19 protein-coding genes and 1 pseudogene are annotated in these 24,161 nt (G+C 36.3%); 11 read left to right on the top strand and 9 right to left on the bottom strand.

Going from position 1 to position 24,161, the window contains the following annotated elements; translation table 11 throughout:
* The first annotated feature begins 187 nt into the window (after positions 1 to 187).
* From GZ63_RS0111540 to GZ63_RS0111495, 9 genes and pseudogenes are all read left to right on the top strand, one after another.
* A complete protein-coding gene (locus GZ63_RS0111540; protein ID WP_029269678.1) occupies positions 188 to 1,891 on the top strand; it encodes an ABC-ATPase domain-containing protein in 1,704 nt (567 codons plus the stop codon).
* A 21-nt stretch (positions 1,892 to 1,912) separates the two neighbouring features.
* On the top strand, positions 1,913 to 3,061 hold the full coding sequence (queG, locus tag GZ63_RS0111535; protein ID WP_029269676.1) for a tRNA epoxyqueuosine(34) reductase QueG: 1,149 nt from the start codon (positions 1,913 to 1,915) through the stop codon (positions 3,059 to 3,061).
* A gap of 2 nt (positions 3,062 to 3,063) precedes the next feature.
* Positions 3,064 to 3,582, top strand: a complete 519-nt coding sequence (locus GZ63_RS0111530; RefSeq protein WP_029269673.1) for a methylated-DNA--[protein]-cysteine S-methyltransferase — start codon at positions 3,064 to 3,066, stop codon at positions 3,580 to 3,582.
* Positions 3,583 to 3,623: 41 nt separating this feature from the next.
* Positions 3,624 to 4,472 carry an amidase domain-containing protein gene (locus tag GZ63_RS0111525; RefSeq protein ID WP_029269671.1) on the top strand — a complete coding sequence of 283 codons (849 nt, stop codon included), beginning with the start codon at positions 3,624 to 3,626 and terminating at the stop codon, positions 4,470 to 4,472.
* An 81-nt stretch (positions 4,473 to 4,553) separates the two neighbouring features.
* Positions 4,554 to 5,027: a tRNA (uridine(34)/cytosine(34)/5-carboxymethylaminomethyluridine(34)-2'-O)-methyltransferase TrmL gene (trmL, locus tag GZ63_RS0111520; RefSeq protein WP_029269670.1), complete on the top strand. Its 474-nt coding sequence runs from the start codon at positions 4,554 to 4,556 to the stop codon at positions 5,025 to 5,027.
* Positions 5,028 to 5,490: 463 nt separating this feature from the next.
* A pseudogene (locus GZ63_RS16745) lies at positions 5,491 to 8,350 on the top strand (2-oxoglutarate dehydrogenase E1 component).
* Complete coding sequence (gene odhB, locus GZ63_RS0111505; RefSeq protein ID WP_029269668.1) at positions 8,337 to 9,599, top strand: 2-oxoglutarate dehydrogenase complex dihydrolipoyllysine-residue succinyltransferase; 1,263 nt, start codon at positions 8,337 to 8,339, stop codon at positions 9,597 to 9,599. Before GZ63_RS16745 ends, odhB begins: the two are co-directional and overlap by 14 nt.
* A 198-nt stretch (positions 9,600 to 9,797) precedes the next feature.
* Positions 9,798 to 11,078 (top strand): NCS2 family permease, encoded by a 1,281-nt coding sequence (locus tag GZ63_RS0111500; protein ID WP_084179243.1) that lies wholly within the window; start codon positions 9,798 to 9,800, stop codon positions 11,076 to 11,078.
* A gap of 212 nt (positions 11,079 to 11,290) precedes the next feature.
* Positions 11,291 to 12,478 carry a NupC/NupG family nucleoside CNT transporter gene (locus GZ63_RS0111495; protein ID WP_029269664.1) on the top strand — a complete coding sequence of 396 codons (1,188 nt, stop codon included), beginning with the start codon at positions 11,291 to 11,293 and terminating at the stop codon, positions 12,476 to 12,478.
* Between the two features lie 34 nt (positions 12,479 to 12,512).
* Here the strand turns inward: GZ63_RS0111495 and GZ63_RS0111490 are convergent, their stop codons facing one another.
* Positions 12,513 to 13,862 (bottom strand): MATE family efflux transporter, encoded by a 1,350-nt coding sequence (locus tag GZ63_RS0111490; RefSeq protein WP_029269662.1) that lies wholly within the window; start codon positions 13,860 to 13,862, stop codon positions 12,513 to 12,515.
* 98 nt (positions 13,863 to 13,960) lie between these two features.
* Between GZ63_RS0111490 and GZ63_RS0111485 the strand changes: the two genes are divergently transcribed.
* Complete coding sequence (locus tag GZ63_RS0111485; protein ID WP_029269660.1) at positions 13,961 to 15,031, top strand: undecaprenyldiphospho-muramoylpentapeptide beta-N-acetylglucosaminyltransferase; 1,071 nt, start codon at positions 13,961 to 13,963, stop codon at positions 15,029 to 15,031.
* Positions 15,032 to 15,166: 135 nt separating this feature from the next.
* Here the strand turns inward: GZ63_RS0111485 and GZ63_RS18440 are convergent, their stop codons facing one another.
* Genes GZ63_RS18440 through GZ63_RS0111475 form a run of 4 tightly spaced genes read right to left on the bottom strand, consistent with a single transcriptional unit; the run spans position 15,167 to position 18,804 of the window.
* On the bottom strand, positions 15,167 to 15,577 hold the full coding sequence (locus GZ63_RS18440; RefSeq protein ID WP_051681483.1) for an MMPL family transporter: 411 nt from the start codon (positions 15,575 to 15,577) through the stop codon (positions 15,167 to 15,169).
* A gap of 20 nt (positions 15,578 to 15,597) precedes the next feature.
* Complete coding sequence (locus tag GZ63_RS18435) at positions 15,598 to 16,755, bottom strand: hypothetical protein (RefSeq protein ID WP_051681482.1); 1,158 nt, start codon at positions 16,753 to 16,755, stop codon at positions 15,598 to 15,600.
* Complete coding sequence (locus GZ63_RS18430; RefSeq protein ID WP_051681481.1) at positions 16,752 to 18,362, bottom strand: MMPL family transporter; 1,611 nt, start codon at positions 18,360 to 18,362, stop codon at positions 16,752 to 16,754. The genes GZ63_RS18435 and GZ63_RS18430 overlap by 4 nt, the downstream gene beginning before the upstream one ends.
* A 13-nt stretch (positions 18,363 to 18,375) precedes the next feature.
* Complete coding sequence (locus tag GZ63_RS0111475) at positions 18,376 to 18,804, bottom strand: MarR family winged helix-turn-helix transcriptional regulator (RefSeq protein WP_029269658.1); 429 nt, start codon at positions 18,802 to 18,804, stop codon at positions 18,376 to 18,378.
* Positions 18,805 to 19,004: 200 nt separating this feature from the next.
* On the opposite strand from GZ63_RS0111475, the gene GZ63_RS0111470 reads away from it, so the two are divergent.
* Entirely contained in the window at positions 19,005 to 19,835 is an 831-nt protein-coding gene (locus GZ63_RS0111470; protein ID WP_029269656.1) for an aldo/keto reductase, read from the top strand.
* A 61-nt stretch (positions 19,836 to 19,896) separates the two neighbouring features.
* On the opposite strand, the gene GZ63_RS0111465 is transcribed toward GZ63_RS0111470, so the two are convergent.
* The 4 genes from GZ63_RS0111465 to GZ63_RS18425 form a co-directional block, all read right to left on the bottom strand.
* Complete coding sequence (locus GZ63_RS0111465) at positions 19,897 to 21,033, bottom strand: Ger(x)C family spore germination protein (protein ID WP_029269654.1); 1,137 nt, start codon at positions 21,031 to 21,033, stop codon at positions 19,897 to 19,899.
* Positions 21,033 to 22,139 (bottom strand): GerAB/ArcD/ProY family transporter, encoded by a 1,107-nt coding sequence (locus GZ63_RS0111460; RefSeq protein ID WP_029269652.1) that lies wholly within the window; start codon positions 22,137 to 22,139, stop codon positions 21,033 to 21,035. The genes GZ63_RS0111465 and GZ63_RS0111460 overlap by 1 nt, the downstream gene beginning before the upstream one ends.
* Before the next feature lie 8 nt (positions 22,140 to 22,147).
* Positions 22,148 to 23,656 (bottom strand): spore germination protein, encoded by a 1,509-nt coding sequence (locus GZ63_RS0111455; protein ID WP_029269651.1) that lies wholly within the window; start codon positions 23,654 to 23,656, stop codon positions 22,148 to 22,150.
* Between the two features lie 285 nt (positions 23,657 to 23,941).
* The coding region (locus GZ63_RS18425; RefSeq protein WP_038221216.1) for a hypothetical protein at positions 23,942 to 24,161 on the bottom strand (220 nt) is incomplete at its 5' end.

Below are 24,161 nucleotides of genomic sequence, written 5' to 3'. Positions count from 1 at the left end.
GATTCCCATCACCCGCTCCATACATATTACCAACGCAGTGTTTTGTATTTTAAATATACGAGGCATTGCGTTTTTTCCTTTTACTACAAAAGAGAATCTAATATTAAATTTCCACTTTACTTGAAGGAAGTACTTTATTAATAGTACCCTTGAAAAAGAAACTATTAAAATAGAGGGATTTAATAATATGAAAAAATTATTACAACAATGCAGACAACTAGATGGAAAGGGATATAAAGGATACAAAAGTTTGCAAGGCTATTATGCTTTTAGTGATTTCGGGTTACATATTGATTATGTTCAAGGGGATCCGTTTGCGTCTCCATCCAAAATCCGGGTCACCATTCCAAGTCATAAAAGAAATATCAATACCGATTGGATAGATTGCTATCATCGAAAAATAGCAACGGAAGATGCAATAGCAAGAGCTATTGGAAAAGCAGTTCATGATAATGCTATCCGTATTAAAGGATCTGGAAAAAGTGGTATAATTCTCTTTGATACGCCAGATGCGGAAGTACTTGAGAGAAGTGCTGTACAAATTAATGAAAAAGAAATCACGGTATGCATTTCTGTCGGACTCCCTGCAAACGGACGCAGGATTAATGGGAAAGAAGCAGAAAAATTATTCACTCAAGTAATCCCGTCACTTATGAATAAATCCATTTTTTCAATTAAAGATGAAGCGATTATTGAAGCAGTACAAATTGCTGATCAACAGGAAGTTATTAAAGCTGAGATGCAAAAGAATAACTGGATTGCCTTTATTGCTAATGGATCAATACTCCCACGCGAAAGTGGCATTAGCAACCGTCCACTAAAAGATGCTGTCCCCTTTCAAAGCCCACAGGAAAACGAAGTGTCGATTTCGATTCCACACCGTACTGAGCCAATTAAAGGGATGGCGATTCAAAAAGGGATTACCTTGATTGTAGGTGGAGGTTATCACGGGAAGAGTACGATCTTAGAAGCAATCGAACGTGGTGTCTATGTGCACGCCAAAGGAGATGGGCGTGAGTATGTTCTGACAGATCGCGATGCAGTTAAGATTCGTGCAGAAGATGGCAGGAGAATTACGGGAGTTAATATTTCGCCATTTATTGGAAATTTACCGCACAAACAGGATACACATTTCTTCTCCACAGATAATGCAAGTGGCAGTACATCTCAGGCGGCTAACGTAATGGAAGCATTAGAAGCTGGGGCAACCACATTACTAATTGATGAGGATACGAGTGCGACAAACTTCATGATTAGGGATCATCGAATGCAGCAGCTTGTAAAAAAAGAAAAGGAGCCAATTTCCCCCTTTATTGATAAGATCAAGCAATTATATGATCAGTTTGATGTTTCAACGATACTTGTAATGGGAGGATCAGGAGACTATTTTTCTGTTGCTGATTCAGTAATTATGATGGATGCCTATGTACCATTTAATGTAACAAGCGAAGCAAAAGAAATCATGGTAAAATATCCATTAGAGCGAGAAGAGCAAAATCAGATGAATTTTGGCGAAATCAACCATCGGCAATTTAGTCCTTTAACACTGCAGACAAATAAAGGAAAACGCTCAAAAACAGATGCGAAAGGTCTGAATAAAATTTTAATGGGAAGAACTGAAATTACCTTTGAACAGACAGAACAATTGGTTGATCAGTCGCAAACACGTATGATCGCGGAAATAATCCAATTTTTAGACAGAACAAATGGACTTGGGCAAAAAACGCTATATGAGTTATTAGATACAATTGAAGGTCAAATGAATAAACAAGGACTAGCATCCTTTACACCCTTTAAAAATCAGCATCCTGGTGACATTGCCAGACCACGTCGTTATGAAGTAGCAGCTGTATTAAATCGTATCCGAACAGCAAAAGTAATGCAGAAGTAAAAAAGCTCGGGAGGTGGTAATGTGAATGTAGATACACTAAAACAAAGCGTGATCGATTATAGTAAAGAAATAGGTATTGATAAAATTGGTTTTGCCTCCGCAGATGTTTTTGGTGAATTAAAAGAACGGCTGAAACAACAACAATCCCTTGGGTATCAGTCGGGATTTGAAAAAGGAACATTAGAAGAAAGAACGGAACCAAATCGCCTCTTGCCTGAAGCAAAATCCATTATATCTATAGCTATTGCCTACCCTTCCCGAATGAAAGACGCACCAAAAAGTACAAAGGAATCTAGAAGAGGCATTTTTTGCCGTGCATCGTGGGGGACCGATTATCACGATGTACTGCGTAAAAAAATATCGAAACTCGCAGCATTTTTAAAACAGCAAACACCTGATTTGCAAAGTAAACTAATGGTAGATACTGGAGAACTTTCTGATCGAGCAGTGGCTGAGCGGGCTGGAATCGGATTTAGCGGAAAAAATACGTCAATTATTACTCCTGAATTTGGCTCTTTTGTATATCTGGGTGAACTAATTACAAACATACCGTTTAAACCTGATTCTCCTATAGAGGAAGGTTGTGGTGAATGTACAAAATGCATGGACGCTTGCCCAACAGGTGCACTAGTGCAAGGCGGTCAATTGAATGCCCAGCGGTGTATTGCATTTTTAACACAAACAAAAGACTTTCTCCCAGATGAATTCCGGGATAAAATTGGTAATCGGGTCTATGGATGTGATACGTGCCAAATGGTTTGTCCGTGGAATAAACAGGTCGACTTCCATCTGCACCCGGAACTGGAACCGGAACCGGAGATTGCAAAACCAAAATTAAAGCCAATGCTTCGGATATCTAATCGTGTATTTAAGGAGACTTTCGGACATATTTCCGGTTCATGGCGCGGGAAAAAACCACTGCAAAGAAATGCGTTAATTGCACTAGGTCACTTTAAAGATAAAACTGCAGTTGATGAACTCATTCCTGTTATGCGTCGAGATCCCCGTCCAGTTATTCGAGGAACCGCTGCATGGTCACTCGGTAAAATAGGAACAGAAAAAGCGTTTGATGCAATACAGGAAGCGATGAATGAAGAAGAAAATGAACAAGTTTTATTTGAAATGGAAAAAGGACTCCAATTCAAAAAGCTTCATGAAAAAGAGGGGTAGTAATGAGCAATTTATACTATGATGAAATTGATTCACCCATTGGAGTCTTATTAGTAGTCTTCCATGGTGATGACATTGTGCGAATTGATTATGGAACAATGGAAATTATGGAACAACGATTGAAAAAATGGACAGAGCGGTATTTTACCGAACCTGTTTTCATTAAATCGCCTGATAAGGCTGCACCTGTTAAAAGAGATTTTGATGATTATTTTAATGGTGAAAGTAAAGCTTTTTCATTCCCTTTTACGTTTCATGGTACTCCTTTTCAAAAACAAGTTTGGCAGGTACTATATGATGGTATTCCATACGGAAAGACGACAACCTACAAAGATATTGCAATTAAGATTCAAAACCCAAAAGCTGTCCGGGCAGTGGGCGGAGCTGTCAATAAAAATCCACTTTCTATTGTTGTTCCATGCCATCGCGTAATCGGATCATCAGGAAAAATGGTTGGGTATAATGGTGGACTCGATAAAAAAGAATATCTACTAACATTTGAAAAAAATAATGCATCTTGAGCAAGCCTTCCCTCCATATATTAGTTATGGAGGGGATTTTTATGGATAAACTAAAAAAAGTATGGCTAGATTTTTTTGAAAATACTAGAAATGAAGAAAGTTGGTGGCAGAGAAAAAAAGCTTTACATCGTAAACGAAATGCTGAAATTGTCCGTATTCAAGGAGAAGGTCGTATGTTTGAAACATTTACTTATGCTAATAATACGATATACAAATACCTGCTATACCTATCCTTTTTAATTAAGCAACATGGACAATTCATTATAGAAGAAAAAGTTACACCGTACCAGTTTCAATTAGTAGATGGAAATATTATCAATCATACGGAGTTATACCCTATCAGCAATTCAGATTATGATATACCAACAATAACACCACAAATGATTAGAAACAGAAAAAATGAACGCTTTTCTTACGATCGGCTTGCGGCTGTCAAGTATGCAGAGCGTTGGTGGAATAGCTACAATCCTGCTTATAAAAAGTTCGCTGTCGATTGCACGAATTATGTTTCTCAATGTTTGTTTGCCGGCGGAGCACCAATGAGGGGGGCCCCAGTTAGAGAGCAAGGATGGTGGTATAAAAATAATAATTGGAGTTATAGCTGGTCCGTCTCTCATTCTATGCGATGGTATTTAAGTGGCTCGACACAAGGACTACAAGGCAAAGAAGTAGAGAAAGCAGAAGATTTAAACCCGGGAGATATCATTTGCTACGATTTTCAAGGGGACGGAAGGTGGGATCATACGACATTTGTTGTTGCAAAAGACCAGGAAGGAATGCCTTTAGTTAATGCACATACGGAAAATAGCCGGAATCGTTACTGGTCCTATGAGGATTCCACTGCATGGACACCAAATATCAAATATAAATTTTTTCGAATTAGTGAATAAATGATATACTAATGTAGTTAAAAAGAAAATACGAGTAAAAGTAAGAGAAAGTGTGCTCGATCTAGGTAAGGAGAATGAAAAGTGAGTTTGCACATTGTACTATATCAACCAGAGATTCCGGCTAACACTGGGAATATAGCCAGAACATGTTTGGCTACTGATACAACATTACATTTAATTCATCCATTAGGATTTTCGACGGAGGATAAAATGTTGCGTCGAGCTGGGCTCGATTATTGGAATAAAGTGAAAATAGAAGAATATGCATCTATTTATGACTTATATACACTGTATCCAAATGGGACGTATTATTATATTGAAAATTTTGGAACGGGGCATTATACGGATTTTGATTATAGCAATGTGGAAGAGGATATCTTTTTTGTTTTCGGAAGAGAAACGGATGGGATTCCCAAAAGTATAATTGAAGGCAAAGAAGGGAAATGCTTACGAATTCATATGTCTGACGAAGTACGTTCATTAAATTTATCTAATACTGCAGCAATTATTATATATGAAGCACTACGTCAACAAAACTTCCCTCATTTAACGTAAGACGATAAAAACCGTCATGCAATACATCGCATAACGGTTTTTATCGTCTCAGTCTTTCATATTACTGATTATTTTTAGGAATTCCCGGTTTAGACTCATAAGCAGAGGTTAAGCAAGATGCAGTAAATACAACGATAACTCCCATTAATAATGCCAATTTCATGAATGTGATCCTCCTTTACCTATGTATCCATGAAGTGAAAAGATACGTAAGTACATACTTAATATTGTAACCCATTATACATAAAATGATTGAAATTGTGAAGCGCGGGATAAGGAAATATAATTGAGTGAATATTCACATTTATAATTATTCGCATAATCGCTATCTTCATGTTGTATCATGGCGGAAAATGGAGTATATTAGTTGATGAAGTTATCCGTCAGGACTATAATAGTCCATGGGTATTAAAAAAACCGTTAAAATAACGGAGAATGCTAACTTCTAATGGGGGTATAAGACGTGGCGCAGTTTGAAGAATCTAATCAAGGATTCTGGGGAGAATTTCATGGTCCCAACATGGGTTATGTAGAAGAACAATATGACTTGTACAAAGAGGATCCCGAATCTGTTGATCCTTCTATTAAAGAAATGTTTGACCAATATGGTGCTCCTACTTGGTTGCATCAATCAAATCATGGACAATCAATGCATAGAGAAACTTCTATAAATGATGTCAAAACATTAACCTCAGCGATGAAATTTGTTGAGGCTATTCGTCGTTTCGGTCATTTGGATGCAGATATCTATCCTGTAGGCTTAAAAAAAAAGTGAAACAGAATTAGTAGATCCGAAATCTTACGGTCTAACGAAAGAAAGTTTACAAAATATCCCTGCCACATGGCTGTGGGAAAATGCACCAGCTAATGTTGAAAATGGTTACGATGTAATCCAATATTTAAAGAAACGTTATACCGGAAAAATTTCTTTTGAATATGATCATGTTAATAATGATGAAGAGCGAAAATGGCTATTAGAAAGAATTGAATCTGAAAATCTTTACTTGGACGTATCGGATGCAGGGAAAAAGCAATTATTGGAACGTCTTGCCCATGTAGAAGGGTTTGAAAGTTTCTTACAAAAAACCTTTGTCGGTCAGAAGCGCTTTTCCATTGAGGGTCTTGAAGTAATGGTTCCAATTCTTGACCAGATTGTAAAGCATGCGACTTCTGATAAAATTGATAATATTATGATGGGAATGGCTCATCGTGGAAGATTAAGTGTTTTAGCCCATGTACTAGGAAAACCATATGACAAAATTTTCTCTGAGTTTCATCATTCTCCTAATAAGGAATTAATCCCTTCAGAAGGTTCCATGGGAATTAATTATGGATGGACTGGAGATGTTAAATACCATTTCGGTGCTAGTACGAAAGTAAAAGATAGCGAAGAGGCTACAACTCATATTACCTTAGCACATAATCCTTCGCATTTGGAGTTTGTTAATCCGGTCGTGCAAGGATTTACTCGTGCTGCACAAGATGACCGGTCAGAAAAAGGATATCCAAAACAAGATTTAAACAAAGCATTTGGGGTATTAATACATGGAGATGCAGCTTTTATTGGTGAAGGTGTCGTAGCAGAAACGTTAAATTTAAGTGGACTGCCTGGATATCGAACAGGAGGAACCGTACATCTGATTGCCAATAACCTTGTTGGATACACAACAAATCAAAAAGATGGCAGATCTACCAGATACGCGAGTGACCTAGCCAAAGGATTTGAGATTCCAATTATCCATGTGAATGCAGACGATCCATTAGCTTGTATTTCTGCTGCAACGATCGCTTATGAATATCGTAAAAAATTCCATAAAGACTTTCTGATTGATTTAGTTGGATACCGTCGCTATGGACACAATGAGATGGATGAACCAAGAACAACACAACCAAAGTTATATAAAGAAATTGATAAACACCCTACAGTTTCACAAGTATTTGCTGAGAAGTTGCAAGAGGATAAAATAATTGATGAAAATGAATTGCCTAAATTAAAGGATAAGACAGAGAGTACTTTACGTGAAATCTATGATAATATGAAGGAAAATGAGACGGGTGAAGCAGAAGCAAAAAGTATGCCTAAGGCTTTGACTAATGGTTTAAGTCAGTTTGAAACTGCTGTCCCATTAAAAGACTTGAAAGCACTGAATGCTGGAATGTTACAACGTCCAGAAGGCTTTACTGGTTTCAAAAAGCTTGAGAAAATTCTAAAACGAAGAGAAAATGTATTAGAAGAAGGCAATAAAGCAGATTGGGGTGCAGGAGAAGCTTTAACATATGCTTCTATTTTACAAGACGGAATACCAATTCGTTTGACAGGTCAAGACTCTGAACGAGGCACTTTTGCACATCGACATGCTGTTTTACATGATGTTGAAAAAGATGACACATACTGCATTATGCATGGTTTAGACGAAGTAAAGGCATCGTTTGATATTCGCAACAGCCCGCTTTCAGAAGCAGGTGTACTTGGATATGAGTATGGTTACAGTGTTCATTCACCAAACACATTGGTAATTTGGGAAGCGCAATTTGGGGATTTTGCGAATGCAGGCCAAGTAATTTTTGACCAGTTTATTTCTTCAGCCCGTGCTAAATGGGGAGAAAAATCAAATATGGTAATGCTCTTGCCTCATGGTTATGAAGGTCAGGGTCCAGAACATTCAAGCGCAAGACTTGAACGTTTCTTACAAATGGCTGCAGAAAATAACTGGATTGTAGCAAATGTTACATCATCAGCTCAGTTTTTCCACTTAATTCGCAGACAAGCTGCAATGCGTGGACGTGAGGAAGCAAGACCACTCATCCTGATGACTCCAAAAAGCCTACTGCGTAATGCCCGTGTTGCATCAGCTGCAGAAGAATTTACAAATGGAAAATTTGAGCCTTTAAGACAACAACCAAATTTAAAAGTAAGTAAGAAAAATGCAAAGCGCCTATTAATTGGCAGTGGTAAAATAATGGTAGACATTGAAGAGGCAATTGAAAACTCTGAGAATAACTTTGAATGGTTACGTGCTTTACGACTAGAGCAAATCTATCCATTCCCTGAAAAACAGCTAGAAAAAGAATTAAAAGAACTGCCAAATTTAGAAGAAATTGTTTGGGTCCAAGAGGAGCCGAAGAACATGGGAAGCTGGAATTTTGTAGATGATTATTTAAGAGATTTATTAAAAGAAGGACAGTCTATACGTTATGTAGGTCGTCCGGACCGTTCATCACCAGCAGTTGGAGAACCAAATGTTCATAAATACGAACAAAATGCAATCGTACAAGAAGCAATTAACCCGTCTAAAGGAGGACATAGCAGTGAAAGAAATTAGAGTTCCAGAACTTGCTGAATCTATTACAGAAGGTACCATCGCTCAGTGGCTTGTAAAAAAGGGCGATAAAGTCGAAAAAGGTGACCCTGTTGTCGAGTTGGAGACAGATAAAGTAAATGTTGAAGTGAATTCCGATCATGCAGGCGTTTTAACCGAGATCCTTAGTGAAGAGGGCGATGATGTTGAAGTAGGTGACATCATCGGAAAAGTAGACGAAAATGCCGAGGCGGGAGAAGCTCCTTCAGAGGAAAAAGAAAAACCGAAAGAAGAAACGAAACAAAAGGAAGCACCAGCGAAAAAAGAAGAAAAGCAAGAAGAACCTGCAGCAGAAACTAGTAATAACACACAGGATGTAGTAGCATCACCTGCAGCAAGAAAACGTGCGCGTGAATTAAATATTGATTTAGGTTCAATTCGTGCAAATGATCCATTAGGCCGTATTCGCCCTGAAGATGTAGAAGCAGCTGCAAAAGGCGAATCGGAGAAAAAAGCTGAGAAATCAGCGAAAAAAGAAGCACCTAAGCAACAAGAAAAAACTGAGTTTGATAAACCAGTAGAACGTGTAAAAATGTCACGTCGTCGTCAAACAATCGCTAATCGTCTTGTTGAAGTACAGCATGAATCAGCAATGTTAACAACGTTTAATGAAGTAGATTTGACTGCTGTTATGAAACTCCGCAGTGAAAGAAAAGAGAAATTTCTTGAAAAGCATGGTGTAAAATTAGGTTTTATGTCATTCTTTACAAAAGCTGCTATTGGAGCCTTGAAAGAATTTCCATACTTAAATGCGGAAATCCAAGGGAAAGAGCTTGTCTTGAAAAAATTCTATGACATTGGTATTGCAGTATCTGCAGAGGAAGGTTTAGTTGTTCCAGTTGTTCGTGATGCAGATAAGTTAGATTTTGCCGGAGTAGAGCGTGAAATCGGAAATCTAGCTGAAAAAGCACGAGAGAATAAATTAGGATTGAATGACCTCCAAGGCGGTACATTTACAATTACAAATGGCGGAACTTTTGGATCTATGTTGTCTACACCAATCTTAAATGCACCTCAAGTTGCTATTTTGGGTATGCACAATATTCAAAAGCGTCCGATGGTTATGCCGGATGATTCCATTGAAGTCCGTCCAATGATGTATTTAGCACTATCTTATGACCATCGTATTGTTGATGGTAAAGATGCAGTAAAATTCCTTGTACGCATCAAGCAATTACTTGAAGATCCATATGATCTGTTATTAGAAGGATAAAATATAAAAAAATCTCTACACTGTTTGCGGTGTAGGGATTTTTTATTTCATATTAAACGTACTGTAGATTTACTCTTCCTATTTTGTATTAAAATTTATTAAAAATATCTTACATCCATTGCAATTACTTATAAAAACGAATATTATAGTATTTGTTACTATAATTATTCGGAAAGATGGGTGCCAATTTTGAATAAAATGTTTAAATTCAAACAAAACAACACAAATATCCGAACTGAGGTGGTTGCAGGGATAACGACTTTTCTTACAATGGTATATATTATAGTAGTGAATCCGACTATACTTTCTTCTGCAGGAGTACCATTTGATCAAGTATTTATGGCTACTATTATTTCAACTGTTGTTGGTACTGTATTTATGGCTTTGTTTGCAAATTACCCAATTGCGATTGCACCTGGTATGGGAATGAATGCTTATTTTGCAAGTGTGGTTGCAACACAAGGTTTATCTTATCAAGTTGTGTTTGGAACTGTATTTTTAGCAGGTGTCCTTTTTATCTTATTAAGTTTTACCACATTAAGAGAAACATTAATTGGTGCAATTCCTGCTTCTTTAAAGTTCGGAATTACGTCAGGATTAGGTTTATTCATTGCCTTTTTAGGTTTAAGGATGTCCGGTATTGTAATCCCAAATGAGGCCAATATGGTCGGATTTGGAGATCTGCATGAACCTACCACGTTATTAACAATAGCAGGTTTATTTATTACACTGCTATTATTGGCATGGAATGTTAAGGGTGCTTTATTTTTAGGAATGATCGCTACTGGAATCATTGGATTTTTTACAGGACAATTAGAATTTACAGGATTGCTATCTGCTCCGCCAGCCCCTGTATTTTTTGATTTAGATATCGGAGGAGTATTTACAAATGGATTATATACTGTTGTATTTGCCTTTTTATTAGTGACGATATTTGATACAACAGGAACAATGGTTGGTGTTGCGGAGCAGGCTGGATTTATGAAAAATGGCCAGTTTCCACGGGCTAAAACTGCTTTGCTTGCAGATGCAACTGCAACAACGGTCGGATCAATGTTTGGAACAAGTCCATCTTCCGCCTATGTTGAATCAACTTCAGGGGTTGCAGCAGGTGGTAGAACTGGGTTAACTTCTATCGTAGTTGCTGGTTTATTTGCACTTTCCATTTTCTTTACACCAATAATTAGTGCAATTGCAAATGTGCCTGCGATTACGGCACCAGTACTTATTATTGTTGGAAGCTTCATGATGGAGGGACTATCTCGCATTGATTGGAGAACATTTGATGAGGCATTTCCTGCTTTTGCTATTATCCTTACGATGCCTTTAACATCAAGTATAGCTACAGGAATTGCAATCGGATTTATAACCTATCCATTGCTAAAGTTAGTGACTGGAAAAGGAAAAGAAGTACACTGGATCCTGTACGTGTTCGGCATTATTTTTGTATTACAGATGATTTATTTCCCAGCTCATTAGATCATGTAAACGACTTAGCAAACATTTTGGCTAAGTCGTTTTTGTTAAAATATAACTGTTCAGGGAATAGCTAAATAAGTATGAGAAAAAATATCGGTACTATGGTATTGCATGACGTCTGACAAGCTGATAAAATCACTTGTGTGCATTGAATAATGTAAGTATTTGCAGAAAATTGTATAAAAAATATAGGGATATAGGGAGGTAGCAGTGTGACAAAATTCTTAGGGGTATTAGCAATTATTGTTGTTTTTGGTATTGCATTTTTAATGTCTAATGATAAAAAGAATATTAATTATAAAGGCATTATTGTGATGTTAACTGCCCAATTTTTATTAACATGGTTTATGTTCTCTACTACAATTGGACAAACAATCATAAACGGAATATCAGCAGGGTTTAATAAACTGAATGAGTTTGGAACAGAAGGAGTCAACTTTGTAGTAGGTGGTGTTGAAGTCGGAGAAGGAGGGGTTTTCTTCTTTGATGTACTACTCTTAATTATTTTTTTCGCGACGCTTTTATCCGTGCTTACGTATTTGAAAATTCTTCCTACCATTATCAAATTTATCGGAAGTATTATTTCAAAAATTACTGGTCTGCCCAAGGTAGAATCATTTAATGGTGTAAATAGTATTTTCTTTGGACAATCTGAAGCATTGATTGCCATAAAAACACAGTTCCACCATTTAAATGACAATCGTCTTTACATTGTAAGTGCTTCAGCAATGGGGTCTGTATCAGCATCAATTGTAGGTGCCTATTTGCAAATGTTGCCACCTAATTACGTTCTAATGGCATTGCCTCTGAACATGTTGAGTGCTTTAATGGTTGCGTCTATTATTGCGCCAATTAAAGTTCCAAAGGAAGAGGATCATGTTGATGTTAAAAATGTTACCAATGACAAAAGTATTTTTGAAGCGATGGGGAATGGAGCTTTGGAGGGTGGTAAAATAGCATTAATTGTTGGAGCTATGTTAATTGCATTCATTGCCTCGCTAGAACTAGTCAATTGGTTCATTCAATTAATTTTTGCAGGAGTAACACTGCAAGAGATTCTAGGTTATATTCTTGCTCCAATTGGATTTTTAATGGGGATCTCACCTGGTGAACTAATTCAAGCTGGTTCTGTTATGGGAACCAAGATTGTAACAAATGAATTTGTAGCAATGCTTGAATTTCAGGGGATGTTAGATGCTATGTCTGAAAAAACAGTAGGAATTGTATCCGTATTTTTAACAAGCTTTGCCAATTTCTCATCAATTGGAATCATTGCTGGGACAGTAAAAGGAATTGATAGTGAAAAAGCAGTAAGTGTTTCTAAATTTGGTATGAAGCTTCTTATTGGAGCTACACTCGCATCCATTCTTTCCGCAACGGTAGTCGGTATATTCTTATAGAGATAAAAAACTCATCAAGCTGTTGATGAGTTTTTTATCTAGTACGATATTTTTTATGCAACGAAAGTAAACGGATAATTAATGCGACAGCTCCACAGGTTAATCCGGTAATCAGACCTACCCAATAGCCAAATGGCTCCAAAGCTGTAAAATTAGCAAGAAGCCATCCGGTCGGAAGCCCGATTCCCCAGTATGAGACGAGTGCAACAATCAATGTTACATTTACATCCTTGTATCCGCGCAAGGCCCCTTGAATTGGTGCACCAAATGCATCAGCAAGCTGATAAAAAATAGCAAAGTAAATAAATTGTTTTGTTAGCGCGATAACATTTGGATTGCTATTATAGAGCGAAGCAACAGAACCACTGAATAGATATAATATTAGGCCGGCAAAGACAGCGATAAAAATACCTCCGCTAATCCCAATGTATCCATATGTACGCGCATCTTTATAGCGTTTAGCACCGATTTCAAATGCAATGGCAATCGTTAGAGCCATCCCCACACTTAAAGGTATCATATAGAGTAGAGTTGCGAAATTCATTGCAGCCTGGTGTGCGGCAATCGTGTTTGTATTGTATACACTCATAAATAATGTTACGGCCGAAAATATACTTGTTTCAAAAAAAATGGCTAAGCCAATTGGAATACCAATTTTGAGTTGTTCAAGCCAAGCTTTTAAAGAAGGTTTTACCCAGTTAGAAAATACATGAAAGCGACGAAATGGATTTATTTTATGTATAACGGCTAAAGCTATTATACAACTAACCCAGTAAGTAACAGACGTTGCTACACCGGATCCAATTCCTCCAAGTGCAGGAACCCCAAATTTCCCGAAAATAAAAATATAATTAAACAGGACATTTAGTGGCAAAGTAATTAAAATAATCATCATGGAAATACGAGTCTGTCCCATGGCATCGATAAAAGAGCGCAATGTATTAAATATAAATAATGGTATAATTCCTGTGATTAGTGTTATTAAATAAAACGCTGCAATATGTCGGACACTATCCTCTAGATCCATGAAGTTTAAAATTGGTTTGAGTGCTAATGCACCAGCTAAAAATATAAAGATTGCGATCGTGATCGCTAAATAAATGCCTTGCTGTACTTTTTTAGGGACTTCTTTGTTTTTATTGGCACCAATTAATTGTCCAATAATTGGTGTAATGGCAAGCATAATACCATTTACTCCTGTAAAAACAGGGACCCAGAGGCTGGAACCTATCGCTACACCAGCTAAATCCTGCGCACTAACACGCCCGGACATAACGGTATCAAAAAAATTCATTAAATACATACTTACTTGCGTAATGAGAATAGGAATTAATATAATGGAAAACAGCTTTAGTTTTTCTTTTAGTGTATTTGTTTCTTGCATAATATCCTTCCTTTTTATCTCGTTTTCTATTACGATAAAAGAGATGATGAAAACCATTATATCAGTATATACGAATGAGAGGAAAGTGTCATAGACAGATGAAAAATAAGCGTATACTCTTTACCGGAGGCGGAACCGCAGGTCATGTTATCGTAAATTTAGCCCTAATCCCGGTTTTCCAAAAAGAAGGATGGGAAATTGACTATATTGGATCTGCCAATGGGATTGAACGTAAATTAATTGAACAACTTAATGGTGTCACATACTATCCAATTTCTACTGGGAAATTACGCCGTTATATGTCCGCGGAGAATTTAAAAGACCCTTTTAAAGTGTTAAAAGGGACGATGCAGGCTTGGCATATCATTGGCAAACGCAAGCCAGCGATCATTTTTTCAAAAGGGGGGTTTGTGTCTGTTCCAGTAGTACTTGCAGCAAGACTGCGCGGGATTCCTGCAGTGATCCACGAGTCCGATTATACACCAGGTTTGGCTAATAAGATCGCTATTCCATTTTCAAAAAAAATATTAGCAACATTTCCTGAGACGATGAATTATCTTCCAGAGAAAAAGGCGGAGTATGTAGGGGCTGTAATCCGTGAAGAGCTTTTTGAAGGAAAAAAAGAAAAGGGACTTAAAATGTGTGGTTTCACAAAGGAAAAACCTGTTCTGCTCATTATGGGAGGAAGCGGTGGTTCTCAAAAAATCAACGAAACAGTGCGAGGAAGTTTGGATAGGTTATTGTCACTCTTTCAAATCGTACATATTTGCGGAGAAGGAAAAATAGACGCTACCTTTGACCGGAAAGGATATATTCAATTTGAATTTGTACATGACGAATTAAAAGATATTTTTGCTGCCACAGATTTTGTATTATCTCGTGCAGGTGCAAATGCTATTTTTGAATTTTTGTCACTTCGAATACCAATGCTTCTAATTCCATTATCGATAGAAGCGAGTAGGGGGGATCAAATTGTTAACGCTAAATCGTTTGCGGAGAAAAGATACGCCCGAATTATTGAGGAAGAGTTGTTAACAGAAGAAAAACTCGTGCAAGAACTGACTCAATTGAAAGAATATGCCTCATTAATGATCGATACCATGAAAAATTACAAAAGCGAGAAGGCTCGAGATCGAGTTATCGAAATTATTAAAGAAACAGGTAAATAGATATGAAGAAGACTGTCCATTTTTAGGGCAGTTTTTTTAAAATAGACTAATTCCAGAGTGATGAATAAATGGGAGGACTGAGTAAACAAAAAAAGAGTGCCCACCATTTTTGGGGACACTCTTTTGTGATAGACCTTATTTCATTCCTTTATCTTTATTCTTCAAAAATGGCCACCAGTTTACTTTGCCAAAAAGACGAACCATGACTGGCACGAATAGTGGTAAGATGACAAAGCCATACAGAAATAGACCTATTAATACGACGGTGGCTATTTGTAATAAAGACAAAACGCCAGATGGCAGCATTGCTCCAAATGTACCACCTAAAATAACTGCAGCAGAGATAATGACTGTACCCATATTTTTCATTGCGGACAAAAGCCCTTCTTTTACATCTCCGCCTTTATTTTCATTAAATCGATCCATTAAAAAGATACTGTAGTCTATTCCTAACGCCATGAGCATAACAAAGGAGAAGAACGGAATAGCCCATGTTAGGCCATCATGTTCAAGGATATTTACAAATATAAGCTCAGCGAAGGCCATCGATGTGAAGTAGGTTAATATTACACTCCCATAATGGCATAACGAATGATCTTAGTAAAACAACTAAAATAATTGCCACCAACCATTAAGAATACGGTTCTATTATAATCAGCATCCGAGATATTTTGTAAATCATTATTCGTGCTGCTGATTCCTCCTAATTTAGGATCGCTTTTTGCAAATATTGTATCCTTTTTAACATCATTAATTTTATCCTGAATTTGGTCCATCATTTGAATCGCTTCTGTTGAATAAGGACTATGTGTTAAGACAACCTCAAATTTCGCGATGTTTTTGTTATCTGAAATATACGGTTTTGTTCCTTCCATAAAAGCGTCATCTTTTAAAGCTTCTTTCGGTATAACGACGGCCGGATTATTGGGATCAACGTCAAAATCTCCTAGATAACGTTCGACTTCCGTTAAACCGTCATGAATTTCTCCTAATCCATCCGTTGCGTCATTTAAACCACTTGTTAAATCTCCAATTTGATTTTGCATATCTGCAAAAGCCGTTTTTAGCTCTTTTTGTCCACCGTAGATTTGTGATAATCCTTCTTGCAAGCTAGAGACATTATTTACGACTTTCCCTTGGCCATTTGCTGCTTGGTTTAAACCAGATTGCAGTTCTTTAATACCGCTTATCAGCTCTCCAATTCCGCTGGAAAGCTGTTCTTGGCCCGCGATTGTATCACTAAAACCATTGTTTAATTCTTGTAGTGGAGAAAGAATTTGTTTTTGAAATAAATCTTGTGCACTTTTTGATAAATTTTTAATTTTATTTAACTGATTCTCAGCTTCTTCCAGTCCACCCATTACACCTTCAATTTGACCTTTTGCAGTACCGTATGCTTCCTGGAAGTTTTGGTTTCCTTCTAATTCAGGGTTAGATTCTAGTGCTGTTTTAAACATCTTCTCAATATTTTCTTTCGCTCCTAATAAGGCGGTATTCATATCTTTAATTTGCTGCTCGATGCTAGCTAACTGTTTTTTATTATCATCATCTTCTAATTCAGCTCCGGCACCTTTGACATTTTCTGTAAATTTTTTATAACCTGCCAACAATTTTTTGTTAGTGGCAATTGTATCATCCAGGTTGTTTTTAATCGTCTGCAAGTTTGTTTTTATTTCTTCAGCACCTTTAGAACCGGACTGAATCCCGTTTTGAATTTCTTTCAAGCATCACTAAGTTCGCCAATTCCATTCTTTGCATCCTGTGTACCTTGCATTAATTCATCGACACCATTTTTAGCATCTTTCATTTCAGATGGTGCATCTTCTAGTTCATCTGCCGCTTTTTGCAAACCATTTTGAATTTCTTTTAATCCATTTGTACTTTCATCAATACCATCAGCTAATATTTCTGTTTGGTTTTGGACAAGAAAATCATCAATTACTTCCCCAGCAGGTCTTGTTGCACTACGAACCTGACCAACGCCATCCATTTTTGCAATTTCCACAGAAATGGTTTCAATTTCCTGGTATTCCTTTGTAGAATCAATCGTTTTATCAGTTTCCATAACAACAGTGGTTGGCATAGATTGGCCTGGACCAAAACTATCAGCAATCCAATTAAATGCTTTTACAGATCCATAATCATCCCCAATTTCAGCTAAGGAATCATACGATTTATCGCCATGAAAGGTAAGCAGTGCAGGGACCGTTATAACGGCTACGATAAGTAAGGCAATTACAGGGCGAGCCCATGCAAATGTGCCTGCCGTTCCCCAAATACCACTTTCCTTATGAGCAACATTTTTATCAAATGGCCAAAAGAGCTTTTTCCCAAGTAAGACTAAGAAAAATGGGACGAGTGTTGTTAATGCAATTAATACAACTGCGACACCAATAGCGACAGCGACTGCAGATTGATAAAGTGAAAATGTAGACAATCCGATGGTTGAAAATCCGACTAATACTGCTAAACCAGCATAGAAAACCGTTTTTCCGCCTGATTTATAAGTCGTTATAACAGCTTCCTGAATGGAGTCGTGACGATCCATTTCTTCTTTAAATCGACTAATTAGCAAAATACAATAATCCGTTCCTATACCAAACATTACTGCAACCATAAAAATTTGTGTGAAAGTAGATAATGGAAAATTGACGGTATCCGCTAAAATAGAAACAATACCTTGAGCTGCCAAGTAACTGATTCCTACAGTCAGTAATGGGATAAGTGGTGCGATAATAGATTTAAAAACGACAAATAAAATAATGATAATTAACGCAACCGTAATTACTTCGGTGCGCTTTAAGCCTTCTTCCGAGTTTTTCGTAATATCCTGGTTAATGTATTCTTCACCAGTTAAATAATGATCAACTTCGGTATTTTCAACTGTTTCATATATTTTATCACGAGATTCTACCACTTCTTGATTTTCTATGGATACTTCTAAGGGAACTAAAATCGTCGTTCCATCTTCAGATACTGTTTGTTCTTCAATAGCTTTATCTTCAGTAAATGCTAATATTTCCTTTAGTCCGAGTTTTTTCTTATTTTTTTCGAGCTGATCAATTGCTTCTTTTACGTCTTCTTTTCCCTTTTTGTTTATGCCATCATCATCATGGAAAACAAGGACGGCACTTGTCGTATTCTCATTATCGTCATCAGACATCTTGTTGAGCAGTTCCTGTGCTTCCACTGAGGGATAGCCATCAGGGACGGTAATTTGTCCTTTTTTTGCAACCAAGTCCTGTAAATTTGGTGATAAAATAAATAGCGCAGCAGTAACCACGATCCACAGCGCAGCAATAAGCCACCGAAATCGAATAATTTGTTTCATTTTATATCCCTCTCTAATTACTCATTAAGTTTGCCAGTTTTTCTAAGGATTCTATAAATGATTGAATTTCATGTTTATCAAAGTGTTCTAAATATAGGCCAATGTCGGAATAAAGGGCACGCTCCGTGTATTTCACAAGATCTATCCCTTTTTTGTTTACATTTAAATAAACATTTCTTCGATCTTTTTGATCCCGTTTTCGTTCGATGAGACCTTTATCAAATAATCGATTAATTAGCGCAGTGACAGCACTTTTCCCGACTCCAAAGGCTTGTGCAATATCTGTGCTTGTGCATTGTTCATGATTATGAATATATTGCAAGATAGAGAATTGATCTGTTGTAATATCTGAATGGACTTTTTCCTTCAGAATATTATTCACACTTCGATAAACCGTGTTCATGGCTGTTTGGTACCGTTCAACGAGTTCTTCCAATTGCATATAAACACCCCCGGATTATAGTTCACTAAATGAATAGTTCATGATCTGAATTATTGTACAATATCAATCTTATGTAAAAGAAGCAATATTTATTTGTAAGGATCCATCTTCAACAACAAAAAACATTTTGAAAAGTCACGATAGTATCATTTTCTAATCATCTATTTTAAAATGAAGGTAAGCATGATATGGAGGAGGAAATGATGATGACAAACATACCACTAAAAACATTATATAATGGCGTTTCAGTTCCCCAGCTCGGTTTAGGTGTATACAAAGTTCCGCCTGAAGATGTATACCAAACAGTCTCTTCTGCTTTAAAAGCGGGGTACCGTCATATTGATACAGCAAGCTACTATGAAAATGAGAATGGTGTAGGAAAAGCTATTAAAGATTCCGGTATTCCAAGAGAAAAATTATTCATCACAACTAAAGTATGGAATGATGATCATGGCTATGACCGTACACTTCAGGCGTTTGAAAAAAGTATGGAAAAATTAAATATGGATTACGTGGATTTATATTTAATCCATTGGCCCATTCCGGAAATTTTTCCTGAAACGTGGAAAGCACTTGAAAAATTATATAAGGATGGCCGAGTGAAAGCAATTGGTGTCAGCAATTTTCTTGATCATCATCTACAAACGTTGTTGACTGATGCAAAAATAAAACCGGTTGTTAATCAAATAGAACTACACCCTAAATTAATACAAAAGCAAACCGTGGAATTTTGCAGGGAGAATGATATAGCTGTTGAGTCTTGGTCACCGCTGGGACGTGCTAGGTATTTGGATGACGTTGTATTAGAAAAGCTTGCCAAAAAATATGATAAAACAGTTGCTCAAATTATGATTAGATGGCATATCCAGCATGACTTTATTGTTATACCAAAATCAACGAAAGCAAAAAGACAAGCAGAAAATATGGCTGTGTTTGATTTTGAGTTAAGCCCTGAAGATATGAAACAAATAGACGGAATGGATGAAGGGTTTCGCATTGGTTCGCATCCAGACGAGATTATGAATAAATAAGCAAAACCCAGTTGAATTGCGCTTCAACTGGGTTTTGCTGCGGAACAAGAAAGTCCTTCCATTAGTCTACTGAACCATGTCTGTTAATATTAGCATCTACATTAAATTTTACGTTAATTTCAGGAAACTTCTTTCTCCATTCTGACCGCTCTAATTCACCATTAGCTGTTTTAGTGCGGTATATCGCTCCATATCCAAACGAATCTGCATTATATTCTTGTAGTTGGTTCAATATTTTTTTATAGCGAGTTTTTATTGCTTTTTCAACCTCTTTTTCAAATAAACGGGTTATTTTCATATTTTTTATTCTAATTTGTTCGGTCGTCTCTAGTAGTTCTAAATTTAGTTTTATATCGGTTTGAAAGGTTCCATTTTCACGATCGATTAAGGTTGTTTTGCTAGATCCTTTAATGATATTAAATGCCGTATTAACGGTATCCTTATCAATCTTTATATTTTCCTCTTTATCTAAATAGCTTTTAAGTGGTTCGATAGGAAGTGTTAATTCTAATTTTTGATCTTCGACATTATTTAAAAGTAAATTAAAAAATATTTTATTATCAGCAGGAATGTTTCCAATATACCTGTCATCTTGCATGATTGCAATGGACGTGATTTTTGGAACCCCCTCAGTGGCGTCAAATAAAGGCAAGATAGGATCCTTCCCTACGTTATAAAAGGTTCTTAAAAATTCGTGTAAATCCACTCTGGGAAATTGATGATCGTTTGAATTCTCTTCAATAAGTCCATGTAAATATTGACCTATATTCATATTTGAATTTTCCGTCCCACTCATGAGTAATTCGTTAGCTGATTTATTCGTAATGGATAAATATACGGAATCAGGTAAAGCAGCATCGCGGTATAATGTGTCTATAAAAGGCAATATCCCTTTTTTGGCAGTTTCGTTTCCGTAAACTTCTAATTGAATTTTGAACGGGATTAGGCGAAAATCGGTTTCTAAATTTGCATTTTCAGTAGCTCCCTTAATTGTGTTTCCTTTACCTGAGACGATAGCAGTATATTCATTTGCTTGAGCAGAAAAGCGGAAAATCATTAAAGTTGACTTAATTTGATTGTCATCCAGCTTATCCACGCCTCGTGTGTTTATAATGCCAAGTTTTTCGATTTCACGGGTAGGGATACAACTACTAAGAATGAACATAAAAAGGAACAGAAAAACAAGATGTTTTTTCATTATTTTACACTTCCTTTTTTTGCCATCTTTTTCATGAGAACAATTGGCAGTAATACAAGCGGATAAATAAATATAAGCCAAAAGCCTATTTGTGACACAATATCGGTCAATTTTTGGATATATATATCATGTTTAATAAGAATAACAACGATTAATGTGATGATGGATGATGTATACAATGTGGTTTTTTGCCGAATTTTATACAATCGTTTCACACTATAAGTAATTCCCCACATTAAGAGAGCAACGTTAGGAACCACAACCATCATCCATTCAGCAACTACGATATAGTCAAGACGTTCGATAAAAGAAAAAGAAACGTTTTTAAATAGCGTTAATAAGGACCATGTGATGTCTTCTAAACTCAATGGATTAAAATAGCCAATTACTGTAATTGTACTTACGAGCAAAACGAGTGTTGTATAGAAAAGTGCTAAAAAAACTGGCATCTTTATCTTTTCTTTATTGTCAACAAATGGATATATAAAAAATAGAATTTCAAAGCCAGAAAGTGTGTATGTCGTAGTTTTTGCTCCCCTTATTAATTCAGGAAGAGAAGCTTCAAATAATGGTAGATAGTGATTCCATTCAATTTTTGAGATCGGATCATATAATAATAATAATAGCCATTGAGTTAAAAATAAAAATATAAAAGCTATTCCTACAACCGCTCTAAAACCGCCTAAGACGGTGTATATTGTTAAAAAGAGTAACAGTAAACCAACTACATAAGAAGGTATTGTAGGATATAGAAAAACTTGAATAACTTCGATATAGGTTAACATAATGGAAATTAGACTGGCTCCAAAATAAATCACATAAACGGTTCCAAGAAATTTTCCAACCCAAGCACCAAACACATCTATTTGTATACCCAAAATATCCGCATTATCATACTGTCTTAAAATCATGATCATGCATGATGTTACAATCAGCATTAAAATGAAGCTTATCAATATAGATATCCATGCGTCCTGCTTTGCATCTTGATAAATATAATTAGAAATTCCAAGAACCCCAACTCCTATTTGTAATTCATAAATAATAAAAAATAAATAAAAAGCTCGTATTTTCTGTTGAGGCTTTACATTGACATTAATATTCACCCTATCACCTACTCATCAATATCTTGTTTTTTAGCGGCTTCTTCCCTAGGAAAACGAATAAGTCTTTTAGGCTGATAGGCCTTTGCAAGCTTATTTTTATAGCTAATTGGTGTGCGGTAAAATACTTTGTTAAAATCTCTTACATGTAGCGGATATAAGGGTAAAAGATAGGGTCGCCCAAGTGATGTGAGCCGAATTAAATGGATGGTTAAAAAACTCAAACCAAAAATAATCCCAAGAATCCCAAAAAGTCCCGCCAGGAGAATTAGAGGGAAACGAATCACACGTACTGTTGTTCCAATAAAATAACTTGGTGAAGTAAACGATGCAAGCGCACTCATTGCGACAACAATAATTAAAATATTACTGGTTATTCCAGCTTCGACTGCTGCTTGACCAATAACTATTCCTCCTACAATCCCCATTGTTTGTCCAACTTTTGTTGGAAGTCTCGCACCCGCTTCCCTTAATAATTCCATCAAAAATTCGAGAATTAAAGCTTCAAGTAGCGGGGGAAAAGGAACCTGGGCCCTTGACTCTCCTAAAGAAATGAGCAATTGGGTTGGAATTAATCCAAATTGATATGTTGCCACAGCTACATAGAGAGGTGTTATTATAAAGGAAAAGAACAAAGCTACAATGCGCAATAATCGTAAAAAAGTCCCCTCATGCCAACGCATATATAAATCCTCTGTTGATTCGAGGAAACTGAATAAATTAGCAGGCGCTACAATTGCCATGGGACTATTCTCAACTAGTACACCAATTTTTCCTTTTGTTACTCCATATGTAAGACGATCCGGCAATTCCGTTGATTCGAATTGCGGGAATAAATTTGTTGATGAGTCTTCTAGATATTGTTTTAAAATGACACTATCCTCGATTTCATCTACATCTAAATCTAGGAGTCTTTGGCGCATGGTATTAACATCTTCTTCATTCGCGATTGATTTCATATAAATTAAACGAACTTCGCGTGGAATGGTTTTACCGATCGTTATTTTTTCCAGCACCAAATCGGTAGACCTGATTCTAAAACGTACAATATTTAAGTTTGTAAAAAGCGATTCAGTAAAAGCGAGTCTTGGGCCAAGTACAAGCGATTCTGTTTCTGCTTTTTCAAGATTCCTCTTTTCTTTATTCAGAAGTAAGTAAGAAATTACTTCATTTTCTCCCTCTATGTAAATAAAGACGCCACCAAGCAGCAAGTTATCTAGTATTTTTTCTAAAGATTGAAAAGTCTTGCTCTCTCCAAGTGGGATCTCATTTAAAATATTTTCATTTGTCCATTCAATGTCCTTATTTAATAGGGGTTTTAATATAAAATCTTCCGCTTTTTCCTCTGCAACCAAATAGGGAATAGAAAACACAATCATCTTATTCCCCTTATGCTCATATTTAGATAGCAATAAATCGGGATTGTTTTCAAATTTCCGCCGTAAGATCTTCTCGAATTCATCGACTTTTAGAGGAAAAATAGAATCTGTTGTTTTACTTGATCTCATTTTTCTTTTCATCCAACTTCCACCTCCTTTTCTGTATAATCTGTACAAGCTAGTATGTGGAGTATCAAAAAAAATATAATATGAAAATAAAAAGAGACTAACTATATAAAGTCAATAGTGCTAGCGACAAAATTTAATACTATTTTTATTGGGAATTTGCTTGATGGTTAATGATTTTAAAATTAATCATCAAGCTGTGTATTTTTGTTAAACTTTAGTATTTTATAACGGTCAAAATATTACGTATAAACAACTTCTTTATATAATTCGCCTGTTTGCATGAAATGGAATATGACTCTAATTAATTTCTTCGCTACATGGCTTAACACCACATTCCAGATTTTGAAACCCTAAACGATTAATCGTTTGCGCAAATGGAAGCAAATGAAGATGGAAGTGAACGTAAGCAGCTTCGTTCCGAGCGTAAAGAACCGTAACAATATCGCAAACGATTCCAGGACTTTTTAATCCGCAAACAGAAATACGAAAATGACATGAAAATCCTCGGAAAACGCAA

Source organism: Virgibacillus alimentarius (genome assembly GCF_000709085.1).
Taxonomy (GTDB): domain Bacteria; phylum Bacillota; class Bacilli; order Bacillales; family Amphibacillaceae; genus Virgibacillus_B; species Virgibacillus_B alimentarius.
The sequence above is the reverse complement of the archived record's forward strand: the minus strand, read 5'-3'. Positions and strand labels throughout refer to the sequence as shown.